Source organism: Riemerella columbipharyngis, from assembly GCF_900101995.1.
GTDB classification, from domain to species: domain Bacteria; phylum Bacteroidota; class Bacteroidia; order Flavobacteriales; family Weeksellaceae; genus Riemerella; species Riemerella columbipharyngis.
Window position 1 is genome coordinate 19,343 of the sequence record NZ_FNAS01000014.1, and the last position, 13,461, is coordinate 32,803.

Here is a 13,461-nt window from a genome sequence, read left to right on the forward strand (position 1 = left end):
TGAAAAAAGTATAATAAATTGTTTGATATCAGATGCCGTTCATTTCGAAGGATTTTACGCCTTAGGCAAAAATACTTCTGCAAGCATACATCTCGCACTACCCCCGCCATTGGTTTCTATCGTGTGGAGGTCTGCGGATATGATGCTACAGTATTTTTCTATTTTTTGTATTTGCAGCGGAGATAGGGTATTGTAAGCACTTTGGCTCATTACCAAAAACCTTTCGCCTTTATCGTTACGAAGCTGTAGCATATTTCCCGCAAAATGTTCCATCTGCTCTTCCGAGATTTCAAAGATTTCTTTGTTCGTTCCTTTTATGGTGTTTATTACCATTTTGCGTTCTTCCTCGTTATCTATGGCACTAAGGCAGATGATGACAAAATCCTCAGCCACGCACATCATTACATTTGTGTGGTAGATAGGGAGCCTTTCCTCGCCGGCGTTTTGGAACGAGTGGAACACTACGGGCGTGTATCCTATATGCTCGCAAAATTCACGGAACAGCGTTTCGTCTAAACGAATGGACACAGAGCCGTAAGCCAGTTTGTTATCGTGGTCGAAAATCATACTTCCGGTACCTTCCAGATATTTTCCGCTTTTTTCGGAAGGAGAGAAGTCAAAGATTTCTTTTACCGTGTAGCCTTGGTTTTTCACGGCTTCTATAATTTCCGGACGTCTTTCATCCCTGCGGTTTGGGGCAAACATTGGGTAGAGGTAGACATTTCCCTCTTGGGAGAAGCTGATCCAGTTGTTTGGGAAAATAGAATCGGGGGTATGTGGGTTTGGCGTATCTTTTACCGTGATGACGGTGATGCCGTGCTGTCTAAGTTTTTCCACAAAGCGATTAAACTCAGCCAAGGCTTTTTCTTGGGTATTGCCGAGTTCCTCGTGGATTTGGAAATAGTTATTTTCTGCCGTTTGAGTATTAAATTCAAAAGCTACAGGCTCTATCATAAGTACAGTATCCGCTGTTTGCATCTCTAAATTTTTCCGCAAAGATAATTATTTTTCTATTTAGGTTAAAGGAGTGGATCTGGCTTGTACTAAAAAAACAAATGGATTTGTTCTCAATAATCTAATATAGGTAATCAGTCTACTTCATTAAGTTTATCAAATACAAGTTTACGAATTTCACTTTCACTTTTATTTTTGACAGATATAATAATATTTTGTTCAAAGAGATAATTCAATTTTTTTGAATTATTAAGTAATAAGAAATCGCGTAAATGATTATAATTTTCTCACTTATTGCCTGTTTTACGATTGAAATTTTCGCTAACTTCATTATATAAATTTAATTTATATGCATCTTCTTTTTCAGGGTTTTTAAATACTTTTCCAAAAAGAATAATGTGCTTTTTCTTGGAACTATCGTATGTTATCAGATATACATAAAAATCTATCCAGTCAATGTTTAATTTGTTTTCTTTTGCTTTTTTCTATAAAGTTTAGATACTTGTATAAGCATAAAGGGTCTTTTCCTTTAGAATTTTCAATATTTATCTGTTTTGAATTGATGTTCTTTCTGTATTTTACTTCTACGAATGTAATTTTTAAAATGTTTTTACTAGGAGTGTTGCTAGAGAGAATGTCTTGATTGTAAGCTAATTTCCAAATGACAAAGTCGGGAAAGTTTTGTATTAATTTTTGCAGTATTGAAAATATATTGTTATCATAAGTACCATCTTTCACAATGGTATCATTAACACTAAACAATGTACTAATACTTGGAAGCAAACCGGAAATTTTCTCGTTCCCAAGAGGGATGATGTTATAATTCAGCTTAGAAAAATGATATTCACAAATCAGCTCAGCAATAAACCCTTTTAGATTTGTATAATTTGAAGTTGTAAAACTAGTAATCATAGTGTTAAATGGAATTTAATAAAGCAATAATATCTTCTCCGTATTTTTTCTTTTTGAGATTCCCAATTCCAAAAATATTTGCTAGCTCTTCAACTGTCGTAGGTTTATTTTTGGCTAAAGAAATAATAGATTTATTTGTTAAAATCATATAAGACGGGATTCCTTCATTCTTAGCAGTATCAAGTCGCCATTGCTTAAAATATGCCACTATTTGTTTTTCTTGTTCACTAAGTGTCTCTTCATTTAGATTTTCTTTTTCAGCATATTCTATATAATTTTTTCAATTTCATTATAGTGAATCAATATAGTCCAATAATTAACTTTTCCCTCTACAAAATTAGTAGAAGATTTTTTAAAATCTACTTTTTAAAGAAATATGTTCAAAATCTCTTGATTTTTCTCAAAATTTTCTTTGTCTAATCTAATATTATGGACCTTAATTTTATCATTTTTTTACTCAAGTTTAATAATTCATAAACTTAGGAAATAATTAGAGAATAAAAAAAGAAGATTTTCTATTATTTTCTACCAAGTTTTTTATTAACTTTACGCATCTAAAAATTTTATACAATGAGACCTTCCGAAAAAATAGTAGCATTACGTAATAAAATGCAAGAAAAGCATATCGATGCTTTCATCGTCTATTCCGCAGACCCCCATATGAGCGAATACCTGCCGAAAGAATGGCAAGAGAGAAGCTGGCTTTCCGGATTTACCGGCTCTGCTGGATTTGTGGTTATTACCAAGAATAAAGGCGGACTCTGGACGGACGGAAGATATTTCGTACAAGCAACACAGGAACTCAAAGATTCGGATATTGAACTAATGAAAGAAGGGGTGGAAGGAACGCCTCACTATATCGATTGGATTTTGGAACAAGTCCCTGAAAACGGATGCATAGCCGTAAACGCACTTGCTACCTCTCACGCCAACTGGGAAACCTTAAAACAAAATTTATCCCCCAAAAATATCACACTGCTGAATGAACCTTTACTAAAAGAAATTTGGAGCGATAGAGGCATACCTTCTAAAAATGAAATCTTTGCCCATCCGCTGAAATGGGCAGGACAGTCTGTAACGGATAAGATAAATAAAATCCGCCAAGCAATGTCCGAAAAAGGGGCAACAGCACACATTATATCGAGCTTGGACGATGTCGCCTGGACACTCAATCTAAGGGGGAGCGACGTGGAATGCAATCCCGTATTTTTAGGATATATTTTCCTTACAAAAGACAAGGCTATGCTTTTTGTGGATAAGGAAAAACTCAACTCCGAAGCCATTCAGCAAATGAAAGAGGCACAAGTAGAACTGCACGAGTACAATACTTTTTTTGATGTTCTAAACACCATTGAAAACGAAAAGGTGTTGATTTCTCCTAATTGCAACCAGTCTACATTTGAAGCGTTAAAAGATAAAAACACTTTTATTCTATCCACTGTTCCCGGCAACTTAATGAAAGCTATTAAAAATGGTGTAGAATTGGAAGGATTCCGTACCGTAATGGTAAGAGACGGGGTGGCAATGATAAAATTCCTATATTGGCTGAAACACCAAGCCGGTAAAGAGCCTATGGACGAATACACTATAGGAGAAAAACTGAGAGGCTTCCGTGCAGAGGGCGAAAACTTTGTAGGGACAAGTTTCGGCAGTATCGTTGGGTACAAAGGCAATGGTGCCATTGTCCATTATTCGGCTAAGGAAGATAATTGTGCCGCCGTAACGAACGACGGAAGCATCTTGGTAGATTCAGGCGGACAATATTTAGAAGGAACTACCGATATTACAAGAACTTTAGCTTTAGGCAATGTTTCTGACGATTTCAAAAAAGACAGTACCCTTGTACTCAAAGGTATGATCAATCTGTCGTTGATAAAATTCCCAAAAGGAAGCAGAGGTTTTCATCTTGATACCATCGCACGCTTACCGCTTTGGATGGACGGTAAAGACTATGCCCACGGTACAGGACACGGTGTAGGAAGCTTTATGAATGTACACGAAGGACCGCAGAATATCCGCAAAGATATGAACCCGCAAGAGCTCCTCCCCGGAATGGTATGCTCCAATGAACCGGGATTTTATGTAGAAGGGAAATACGGCATACGCCACGAAAATTTGGTCGTGGTAAAAGAATTAGAGCAAACGCCGTACGGCACTTTTTATGGCTTCGAGACGCTAACGATTTGTCCGTTCTTCAAGGACATCATCGTAGAGGAAATGCTCACTCCGGTTGAGAAAAAATGGCTGAACGACTACCACCGCTTCTGCGAAGAAAAACTTTCGCCCTACCTCGAAGGAGAGGTAAAAGAATGGTTCGCTGAACTTGTAAAACCTTTATAAATAAATATCCGCCTCTCAATAGCGAGGCGGATTGATAAAAATAATCTATATTATTATTTTCCGAGATAAGAATTGTACATCCACACTTCTTTCTCTTGCTCTGTAATGTAATCACTCATCTGGGAGTTTGTTCCTTCGTCTCCTGCCTCATCGGTAATATCCAAAAGCTCTCTCTGAAGGTCTATCACTACTTTAAAAGACTCTAATATAAGCTCCACACATTTTTTATCATCACTCAAATCTCTGCTTTCTTGTATTTTAGAAAGTTTTAGGTAGTCAGAATAATTATGATTAGGCGTAGCTCCCAAAGTCAAAATTCTTTCTGCTATTTCGTCTATTTTAAGAATTAAGCCATTATATAGCTCCTCAAATTTTGGATGAAGCGTAAAGAACTGATCACCTTTAATGTTCCAATGTGCACCTCTCGTATTTTGATAGAAAACAGAATAATTAGCCAAAAGTTCATTAAGTTTTTCAGCAATTTTTTTACAATCGGCTTCTTTAAGACCGATAATACTTGCATTTTTCATAGTATTTTTTTTTTAAGATTTTAATTTCAAGTGCAAAAATACAGCCAAACTCGGAAAACACCAATAGTAAAAACCTATACAGATTATAAATAATATTGATAATATCAATGGCAGGTTTTTCCGCTCTTTTCTGTCCCACTTTTGTCCATTTCCATTTTACCGACTTGCAGCATTTCTTTCTTAGGAGAAACATAGGGAATTCCTATATCCAAGCCTCTAAGAACAAAAAGCCCTCCTAATATCAGCATCAAAACGGGAACAAATTTCAATATCTGTGTTCTCACTACCACCGTTAATATATTTCCAAAAGCCACAGCAACAAACATAAACGGAAAAGTTCCTAATCCGAATAAAGCCATAAATGTCGTACTCTTCCACATATCTCCGGCTGCCAAAGATGCTGTAAGTGCCATATAGACCATGCCACAAGGTAAAAGCCCATTGAGCACGCCTGTAAGAAATCTTGAAGAATATCCCGTTTGGGAAAGCAGAGTTCCCAATTTAATTTTCACTTGAAATAAAAGTTTAGACAGAAACGGTATTTTCGTTGCAAAATCAGTTCCTCTAAAAGAAGTAACTGACATTAGTATCAATATTATTCCTGCGAAAACAGTAAGAGTCTGCTGTAATCCTGCCAATTGAAATCCCTCTCCTACAATACCGAAAACAAGCCCCAATAAAGTATAAGTAGTAATCCGCCCTAATTGATAAATAAAATTTTGAAGATAAAAATTAGAACTTTGCTTTTTAGAAATCCCCATAGACATAGCTATAGGCCCACACATACCCAAGCAATGAAACCCAGATGTAAACCCAAGAGTAATAGCGGATAAAATAAGTGCTATTTCCATTCTAAATCATAATCTATTTGATAATCCGTATTATCCTTAGTCCAAGAAACTTTCAAGATATAGCCTCCATAGACCAATACTTTAGCCGGAATAAAAAAAGAATTATTTTTATCCAATACCATTTTCTTCCGTATATCCAAATTCTTGTTATCTACCCGATAGAGATATATACTGAATGTTGAATTTTGATTATTGATATCCTTTGGAAAGGTTACGGTTATCCCTGTGCGGTTTTGTTTATAATTAGGGGCTTCAGGAAGAGCTTTCGCATTGTTTTTTGCATCTATTACTTTTTGATAGCCCATTTCTTCTTGATAATAATTCTCAGAAACCAGCTCAGAATTTTGCTGTCCATGAGAAAAAACAAAAATCATGTACAAGATAAAACCAATAAAAGAAGCTAATGCTAAAATGACACCGTGTCCCCAGGTAAACTTATTTTTTTTCATTAGAACTGCATTGAAAAAGGTCCTTCAAAATAAGTTTTGAATGTAGTAAGTTTCTCTCCTTTTTTATTATAAACTCCTATGATTAAGTTTTGCTTTTGGAGTTTTACTTGGCTTTTAGGAAAAGAAATATTCACCGAACCTTTTGATATTTTATTTTTCTCAAGTACAATTTTCGAGCCACTGCTATAAGTAATATTACCATTATTAGGTTCCTCTATCTTAAAGGTTACTTCCATTGACTCATTAGACTTATTGATTAAAGTATAATTGTATATATTGGATATTCGATTTCCCGTATAAAAGAAAGTACTACCTTCGGGTTTAATGAATTTTGCCTCCATCGAACCTCGATTATAGAGTAAAAATCCTAAGAAAACTTGCAAAGCAATAAGCACAGCTGCATATGCTTTCATACGAACTGTGAATTTGAATTTTTCTCCTTTCTCTATCTCAGCCTCTGTGGCATAGCGGATAAGACCTTTTGGAAGCCCTACCTTTTCCATTACTTCATTACAAGCATCTATACACGCTGTACAGTTCACACACTCCAATTGCTGTCCGTTTCTAATGTCTATCCCTGTAGGACATACAACCACGCATTGCTGGCAATCAATACAATCTCCTTTTCCTAAAGCTTTTCTATCCTCATTTTTTCGCCATTTAGAGCGGTTTTCGCCTCTTTTGAAATCATAGTAAACATTGATCGTCTGCTTATCAATCAAAACTCCTTGAAGCCTTCCATAAGGACAAACCAATGTACACGCCTGCTCTCTAAACCATGCAAATACCAAATAAAATGTAGCTGTGAAGAGAATCATTACAATAAAGTTCGTTGGATAAGTAATAGGTCCTGCTTTCATTATTTTGAAAACCTCCTGATATCCTACGACATACATAAACATAAAGTGGGTCACAAGCAAAGAAATAGCAATATATATAGACCATTTCAGCAGTCTTTTTCTTATTTTCTCTGCATCCCACTCTTGCTTATCTAATTTGATTTGTTTGTTTCTATCCCCCTCTATCCAATATTCTATTTTCCGAAAAACTCCTTCTAAGAATATAGTCTGAGGACAAATCCAGCCGCAAAAAATACGCCCAAAAGCAACTGTAAAAACAATAATAAAAACAATAGAAGCTATAGCCCCCATTGTTAATATAAAAAAATCCTGAGGATAAAATGGCTGCCCTGCTATATAAAATCTTCTATCAATAATATTGATTAGTAGAAAAGGGTTGCCATTGATTTTAATAAAAGGAGTGATAAAAAAAATGGCTAATAGAAAAACAGAAACATAACTTCTATAATCCGTATACTTTCCACTTGGTTTCTTGGGATATACCCATTTCCTTTTACCAGTATTATCCATTGTACCAACGGAATCACGGAAAGTAGTCGCCTCTATAACCGAACCTGTCGGATTGTTTCTGTAATTTGTATCAGCCATTTTATCTAATCCTTTATTCAATAAAAGAATTAAAACTAAATTTTTTTAATTTATAATTATTATTTTTCCCAAGTAACCTCTTCACCTTGTGCCGGCGCTCCTCCTTGTTCCGGAGTAATAGGAGCTTGCTCTTGATTGATATGATAAACATAAGCTGCTACTTTCTGAATATCAAAACCATTAAGCATACCATCTTTACCCCATGCCGGCATAGCTGTACCTGGCACACCGTTTTCCACAATTTCGAAAACACTTTTGAATAAAGTTTTTTCAGGGTGATTGATCCAATATTTATCCGTAAGGTTCGGACCAATTCCTCCTTTACCTCCATCCATATGGCATTTTACACAGTTTTCCTCAAAAATTTGTTTTCCATCAGCTATATTATCAGCAGAATATTTAGCTGTTTCTAATGTAGGCGGAGGTGTATTTTTTATCCACTCTGCTATGCTCGCCATTTCTTGCTTATGCTCTTCCTCGTACTCTTTATCAGGGTGTGCAAACGGTGTAAAAGAGAAAGCTACGATATAAATAATCAAGTATGCAAATCCAAAATAAAACATTCCTAACCACCATTTCGGAAGCTGGTTGTCCAGCTCCATAATTCCATCAAAACCATGATCTATAAGCAAATCTTTTTCTTCTGCAACGGCTTGCTTTTTAAACGCACTATCCCACGCTCTCTTATAGAAAGGAATTTTCTTTTGCTCAAGATACAATTTTTTCTCTTCATCTGATAGCTTTTCAAATTGTTGATTCTCTATCAAATCTCCTATCGCATTGTGAATAAAAACTAACACAATACTTATAACCACAGTCCCCCAAAAATATGGAGACTTAAGATAAGCACTACTCTGCACAAACATATAATAGAGTACATTCATCACAATAAGTACTGCTACTATGTTTAAAAAAACGGGTGTTCTTTGTTTCATGATATTATTTATTTTTGATAATCAATAGTTTCGTCATCATTATCCTCTAGCGGGGTACTTGCTTCTTCTTTATAATATGTTTTTGGTTTATTCATTACATACCATACAATTGCTGCAAAAAGAATCATAAACAATATCATAGATATAATCTGAAAATGACTATTCCCCTCTGATAAAATATCTTTAAAGCTTTGTGGTATCATAACGAAACTATTGAAATCCTTTAGTTACTATTTTATACTCGCTGTTTTTACATCTGAAGTCTGAATATCTGTACCAAGTCTTTGTAGATAAGCAATCAATGCTATAATTTCTCTCTTTTGAAGAGGCACAAATTCATTTCCTTCTTGACCTTTTTTCTTAGTAAATGCATCTTTTACATCCGCAGCATCAGCAAAAATACTTTTAGCAATTTTATTTTGTTGATCATCCATCCACTTGTAAGTGCTGTCTATCTGCTGCTGAGTATAAGGAACTCCAAACACATTTTTCATCATAGCCAATTTCTCTTTAGTTTTTGTAGTATCCAATGTATTCGCAATCAACCAAGGGAAACGCGGCATAATAGAACCTGCTGATGTAGTTCTTGGGTTTAGCATATGTCTAAAGTGCCAAGAATCAGGGTTTCTTCCTCCTTCTCTCTGTAAATCCGGTCCTGTTCTTTTAGAACCCCAGAGGAACGGTCTATCGTAAACAAACTCACCCCCTTTAGAGTACTGTCCGTTTTTGCTTGAGAATCTAATCACTTCATCACGGAATGGTCTAATCATTTGGGAATGACAAGAATTACATCCTTCTCTTATATAAAGATCTCTACCTTCCAACTCAAGCGGTGTATAAGGCTTAACAGAAGATATAGTTGGAACATTTTCTTTAACTGTAAGCGTAGGTATAATTTCTATACAACCACCTACTGCCAAAGCCAATACTGACAATACAGTCATATATACCGGCATTCTCTCTATCCAAAGGTGAACAGTCTCTCCTTCTTTTCTCTGTGCTGCAACTTTTGGCAAAGCCGGAGCCTCCGCAGGAACCTCTTTTTGGAACGAACCTGAACGAATTGTTGCAATAACATTTACAACCATCAATAACGCTCCTGAAAGATATAGCACCCCACCGAAGAATCTAGTCTGATAATAAGGAATAATAACAGATACAGTATCCAGCCAATTTTTCCAAACTAAGGTTCCATCAGGATTCATTTGTTTCCACATCAAACCTTGAGTAAATCCGGAGATATACATTGGTACTGCATAGAAAATAATACCAAGCGTACCTAACCAGAAATGCCAGTTAGCTAATTTAGGAGACCATAACTTCGTTCTCCATAAAATAGGGACCAAATAGTAAATAATACCAAAAGCCATAAATCCGTTCCAACCCAATGTACCAATATGTACGTGACCTATCACCCAGTCTGTATAGTGTCCAATCTTATTAAGGGTTTTAGTTGCCAAAAGCGGACCTTCAAAAGTAGCCATTCCATAACCTGTAATTGCAACTACAAAAAACTTAAGAATAGGATTCTCTCTCACTTTGTCCCAAGCACCTCTTAATGTCAATAGACCATTAAGCATACCTCCCCAAGATGGAGCGATAAGTGCTACAGAAAATCCTGTTCCTAAAGCTTGAGCCCACCCCGGTAAAGAAGTATATTGTAAGTGGTGAGGCCCTGCCCAAATATAAACAAATATTAAAGACCAGAAGTGAATAATTGAAAGTTTATATGAGAAAACAGGTCTATCCGCTGCTTTAGGAAGAAAATAGTACATAAGACCTAACACTGGTGTTGTCAAAAAGAATGCCACAGCATTGTGTCCGTACCACCATTGTACAAGAGCATCTTTTACCCCTGAATAAGCAGAATAAGATTTCCAACCTGTAAAGCTGAGAGGAACTTCTAAGTTATTAAATACATGAAGCATAGTAATAGCCACCCAAGTAGCTATATAAAACCATATTGCAACATATAGGTGTCTTACTCTACGCTTGGCTATTGTGCCAAACATATTTATACCAAACACAATCCATACGACAGCAACCAAGATATCTATAGGCCACTCATGCTCTGCATATTCTTTTGAAGTATTGATCCCCATAAGGAATGTAACAACGGTTGCTAAAATCACCAATTGCCAACCCCAAAAGTTAATCCAAGATAGCGTATCGCTATACATTCTTGTTTTGAGCAATCTCTGAAGAGAATAATAAACCCCCATAAACATTGCATTACCAACGAAAGCAAAAATTGCCGCCGAAGTATGCAACATTCTAATCCTACCAAATCCAAAAGCTCCTTGTGTATCGATTAGTCCCTGAAGATTACCACTTCTCAAACTCATGATCGTGGTATCATCTGTACCAAACAAAAACTCTGGCAGCTCTGGATAGAAAAGCATCAACGCCGCTGTAAGCCCCAAAATGAAGGCTATTACTCCAAATACAATAGTTGCATAGAGAAAAGCACGCACAATGCTGTTGTCATAACTAAACTTTTGTGTTTCCATATACTAATTCACTTTTTGTTTTTCCTTTTTTGTTCTTCGTTAACTTCCGATGAATTTATTTCATCATCTAATAATATCCTAACGGCTGGAGACTCTCCATCCTCAAACTGTCCTTTTTTAGCTGCTACAACAAAGGTTATCAAGAAAACCAAAGCTAAAGAGACACTACATATTATCATTAAATATAATATATCCATCAGGACCACAAAGGTAAAATTAAAATTTATGAAATATCACTGTTTTTTTATGATATCTATCAGAAATAGCCTAAAATTAGTAATTTATAACTTTTCTAAATAATTTCAGATAGTTAATATCTCTTAAAATCAGAATGTTTGTTCGTTTAAAACATTTTATTTTAAAATAACTAAAAACACAAATCTATCCTATTTAATAGACAAAAAAGACAAATCCGTCCTATAAACTACCTCCCTTTATATTGTCTGTAATATTGCATAGCCCTTTCCATATGGGCATTTAGATCTGCTCTACGATGCTCGGGATTGGGGTGAGTCGCCAAAAACTCCGGCATTTTTCTTGCCCCTGAAGAATCCCCCATCCTTTGCCAGAAGTCTACCGCTTTACGAGGGTCGTAGCCAGCCATCGCCATCAAATAAAGCCCCATCTCATCAGCTTCAGACTCTTGTTTTCTACTATATGCCAAAAGAGTAGCCTGAGCTCCTAATGGATATGCAATAGAAAAAACCTTCCTCATTTTTTCATCTTTCATAGCCAGACCTGCTCCTATACCTATCCCTTGTGCTATCATAGCAGATGTGATTCTCTCGTTCCCATGCCCAGCCAAAGCATGAGAAATCTCGTGTCCCATTACTACTGCCACTCCGGTTTCATCTTTACAAACAGGCATTATCCCTGAATAAAAAGCCACTTTGCCACCCGGCATACACCACGCATTAAGTTGCTTATCATCAATAAGATGAAACTCCCAATTGTAACTTGAAAGATCTTGCTCTCTGCCTATGGAACGATAATATCTCTCTGCGGCTTTCTTTATTCTTTCTCCCACATTTTCTACTTTTTTGGCATCTGCCGTTCCTGTAATGACTTTAGTGGTACTAAGGACTTGATTATACTGTTCTAATGCCATTGCATTTAATTGAGAATTAGGCATTATCTGAAGAGACTTCCTGCCTGTAATAGGGTTGGTAACACACGAAAACACCAATAACAACACTAAAACGCCAAATATTTTATAGACTTTCATAATACTTATCTTAAAAATTAAAACCAAAGTTACTCATTTATATACTAAAAAAAACAAACCCTTCCCTCTCTAAAACTAATACACCTGTCAATCAACCATCTCCTTTTCCTGCCATTCTCCTTTTAGCAAGGAGAGTTTTAGCTCATTAGAAAGTGCCAATGGGTTTCTGGTAATTTTTATTTTTCTACTTTCTATTTTTTTGCGGCTGTCTATCTGATTATAAAACTCATAAAATCCAAAGCCGGAAATTGTATTCTTCTCAATAAAAATAAATCCTTTCTCACCGAGAGTTCTTCCTCCACCGAGCAAAAGCATACTCTCATCATCTTTATTTATCACCCGATTAAGTTCAGATGGAGATGGATAATTCTCCGCAATATACCTTAATGCTTTTTCTCCTTGAGACAAACTTCTAAACCGAAGATAAACTCCATTGCTAATTTCGGATACGGGAAATATCTGCCATTTATCGTCTTTCCAAAATAACCCTAACGGTAATTTTTCTACCAAAGAAAAACCTTTGCTCAATAATATCAATTTAGCAATTAGTTCTGTAGAAGTTTGCTCCGAATAGATTTGGACACATTCTTCACGGATTTTTTTCCATCTTTTTGCCGTAGAGTTAAAAATTTTCGTGGCAAAACCGTAAACATTATCTACATAACTCTTATAGATAATCTCTCCTTTATCGTCTTGAAAATATATAATCCCTTTATCCAAAGTAAGATTCTCTATGAGTTTTTTTATTTTATTATTATAATTAGACTTTTGCAAATCCTCTCCCGTAGAAGCCTTGATGATTTGATTATCGGAATCCTTATTCATCAATAGTCTAAACAACTCCAATGTCGCCCGAGCATCTCCCGCCGCTCTATGCCTTTCGGTAAGAGGGATATTGAGAGATTTAGCAAGTTTTCCCAAGGAGTACGCCGGCTCGTTTGGAAGAAGTTTTTTTGATAACTCTATGGTATCTAATGTATCTTTCTGATAATCATAACCTAATCTTTGGAAAGACTGCTTCAGCATACGGTAATCAAACGCCACATTATGCCCTACCAATGTCGTCCCCTCGGTAATTTCCAAAATACGCCTTGCCACTTCGTGAAACTTAGGTGCCGTTTTTACCATTTTCGGAGTAATGCCAGTCAGTTTCTGGACATATTTAGAAATCTCCGCTTGAGGATTGATAATAGAGCTAAACTGATCGACAATCTTATGTCCATCGTATTTGAAAACAGCGATTTCTATAATATGCTCCTCTCCATATGCTCCTCCGCTGCTCTCTATATCCAATACAGCAAACATTA

Annotated in this window: 14 protein-coding genes; 1 reads left to right on the forward strand and 13 read right to left on the reverse strand. The window is 36.0% G+C overall.

Features of this window, described 5'->3' with window-relative positions:
• Nucleotides 1-54: 54 nt before the first annotated feature.
• The 3 genes from ctlX to BLS89_RS07790 all read right to left on the reverse strand — a co-directional run bounded on the left by ctlX (nt 55) and on the right by BLS89_RS07790 (nt 2,074).
• Nucleotides 55-978 (reverse strand): citrulline utilization hydrolase CtlX, encoded by a 924-nt coding sequence (gene ctlX / locus BLS89_RS07780; protein ID WP_092737225.1) that lies wholly within the window; start codon nt 976-978, stop codon nt 55-57.
• 429 nt (nt 979-1,407) lie between these two features.
• Complete coding sequence (locus BLS89_RS07785) at nt 1,408-1,866, reverse strand: hypothetical protein (RefSeq protein ID WP_092737227.1); 459 nt, start codon at nt 1,864-1,866, stop codon at nt 1,408-1,410.
• Between the two features lie 4 nt (nt 1,867-1,870).
• Nucleotides 1,871-2,074 (reverse strand): HRDC domain-containing protein, encoded by a 204-nt coding sequence (locus tag BLS89_RS07790; RefSeq protein WP_176763274.1) that lies wholly within the window; start codon nt 2,072-2,074, stop codon nt 1,871-1,873.
• A 362-nt stretch (nt 2,075-2,436) separates the two neighbouring features.
• Here BLS89_RS07790 and BLS89_RS07795 point away from each other — a divergent pair, with 362 nt between their 5' ends.
• Complete coding sequence (locus BLS89_RS07795) at nt 2,437-4,206, forward strand: aminopeptidase P family protein (protein ID WP_092737231.1); 1,770 nt, start codon at nt 2,437-2,439, stop codon at nt 4,204-4,206.
• Nucleotides 4,207-4,259: 53 nt separating this feature from the next.
• Here BLS89_RS07795 and BLS89_RS07800 read toward each other — a convergent pair whose 3' ends face one another.
• The 10 genes from BLS89_RS07800 to BLS89_RS07845 form a co-directional block, all read right to left on the reverse strand.
• Nucleotides 4,260-4,736, reverse strand: coding sequence for a Dps family protein (locus BLS89_RS07800; RefSeq protein ID WP_092737233.1), 477 nt, complete (start codon nt 4,734-4,736; stop codon nt 4,260-4,262).
• Nucleotides 4,737-4,840: 104 nt separating this feature from the next.
• The gene (locus tag BLS89_RS07805) at nt 4,841-5,587 is read right to left on the reverse strand and encodes a sulfite exporter TauE/SafE family protein (protein WP_092737235.1); all 747 of its coding nucleotides are present in this window, start codon (nt 5,585-5,587) and stop codon (nt 4,841-4,843) included.
• Nucleotides 5,578-6,036, reverse strand: a complete 459-nt coding sequence (locus BLS89_RS07810; protein WP_092737237.1) for a FixH family protein — start codon at nt 6,034-6,036, stop codon at nt 5,578-5,580. The genes BLS89_RS07805 and BLS89_RS07810 overlap by 10 nt, the downstream gene beginning before the upstream one ends.
• Complete coding sequence (ccoG, locus tag BLS89_RS07815) at nt 6,036-7,484, reverse strand: cytochrome c oxidase accessory protein CcoG (RefSeq protein ID WP_092737239.1); 1,449 nt, start codon at nt 7,482-7,484, stop codon at nt 6,036-6,038. The genes BLS89_RS07810 and ccoG overlap by 1 nt, the downstream gene beginning before the upstream one ends.
• Nucleotides 7,485-7,543: 59 nt before the next feature.
• Nucleotides 7,544-8,419 (reverse strand): c-type cytochrome, encoded by an 876-nt coding sequence (locus BLS89_RS07820; RefSeq protein ID WP_092737241.1) that lies wholly within the window; start codon nt 8,417-8,419, stop codon nt 7,544-7,546.
• A gap of 8 nt (nt 8,420-8,427) precedes the next feature.
• Entirely contained in the window at nt 8,428-8,622 is a 195-nt protein-coding gene (locus BLS89_RS07825; RefSeq protein ID WP_092737243.1) for a CcoQ/FixQ family Cbb3-type cytochrome c oxidase assembly chaperone, read from the reverse strand.
• Nucleotides 8,623-8,649: 27 nt separating this feature from the next.
• On the reverse strand, nt 8,650-10,929 hold the full coding sequence (gene ccoN, locus BLS89_RS07830; protein WP_092737245.1) for a cytochrome-c oxidase, cbb3-type subunit I: 2,280 nt from the start codon (nt 10,927-10,929) through the stop codon (nt 8,650-8,652).
• An 8-nt stretch (nt 10,930-10,937) separates the two neighbouring features.
• The gene (ccoS, locus tag BLS89_RS07835; RefSeq protein ID WP_092737247.1) at nt 10,938-11,126 is read right to left on the reverse strand and encodes a cbb3-type cytochrome oxidase assembly protein CcoS; all 189 of its coding nucleotides are present in this window, start codon (nt 11,124-11,126) and stop codon (nt 10,938-10,940) included.
• Nucleotides 11,127-11,353: 227 nt separating this feature from the next.
• Nucleotides 11,354-12,154 (reverse strand): M48 family metallopeptidase, encoded by an 801-nt coding sequence (locus tag BLS89_RS07840; RefSeq protein WP_092737249.1) that lies wholly within the window; start codon nt 12,152-12,154, stop codon nt 11,354-11,356.
• Nucleotides 12,155-12,241: 87 nt separating this feature from the next.
• A complete protein-coding gene (locus BLS89_RS07845) occupies nt 12,242-13,459 on the reverse strand; it encodes a 3'-5' exonuclease (RefSeq protein ID WP_092737251.1) in 1,218 nt (405 codons plus the stop codon).
• Between the last annotated feature and the right edge of the window lie 2 nt (nt 13,460-13,461).

Excerpts from the sequence above, each read along its gene's own strand:
- BLS89_RS07840 (WP_092737249.1), bottom strand. The coding sequence starts at position 12,154 with ATGAAAGTCTATAAAATATTTGGCGTTTTAGTGTTGTTATTGGTGTTT.
- ccoG (WP_092737239.1), bottom strand. The coding sequence starts at position 7,484 with ATGGCTGATACAAATTACAGAAACAATCCGACAGGTTCGGTTATAGAG.
- BLS89_RS07825 (WP_092737243.1), bottom strand. The coding sequence starts at position 8,622 with ATGATACCACAAAGCTTTAAAGATATTTTATCAGAGGGGAATAGTCAT.
- BLS89_RS07800 (WP_092737233.1), bottom strand. The coding sequence starts at position 4,736 with ATGAAAAATGCAAGTATTATCGGTCTTAAAGAAGCCGATTGTAAAAAA.
- ctlX (WP_092737225.1), bottom strand. The coding sequence starts at position 978 with ATGCAAACAGCGGATACTGTACTTATGATAGAGCCTGTAGCTTTTGAA.
- BLS89_RS07785 (WP_092737227.1), bottom strand. The coding sequence starts at position 1,866 with ATGATTACTAGTTTTACAACTTCAAATTATACAAATCTAAAAGGGTTT.
- BLS89_RS07845 (WP_092737251.1), bottom strand. The coding sequence starts at position 13,459 with ATGTTTGCTGTATTGGATATAGAGAGCAGCGGAGGAGCATATGGAGAG.
- ccoN (WP_092737245.1), bottom strand. The coding sequence starts at position 10,929 with ATGGAAACACAAAAGTTTAGTTATGACAACAGCATTGTGCGTGCTTTT.
- BLS89_RS07805 (WP_092737235.1), bottom strand. The coding sequence starts at position 5,587 with ATGGAAATAGCACTTATTTTATCCGCTATTACTCTTGGGTTTACATCT.
- BLS89_RS07810 (WP_092737237.1), bottom strand. The coding sequence starts at position 6,036 with ATGAAAAAAAATAAGTTTACCTGGGGACACGGTGTCATTTTAGCATTA.
- ccoS (WP_092737247.1), bottom strand. The coding sequence starts at position 11,126 with ATGGATATATTATATTTAATGATAATATGTAGTGTCTCTTTAGCTTTG.
- BLS89_RS07820 (WP_092737241.1), bottom strand. The coding sequence starts at position 8,419 with ATGAAACAAAGAACACCCGTTTTTTTAAACATAGTAGCAGTACTTATT.
- BLS89_RS07795 (WP_092737231.1), top strand. The coding sequence starts at position 2,437 with ATGAGACCTTCCGAAAAAATAGTAGCATTACGTAATAAAATGCAAGAA.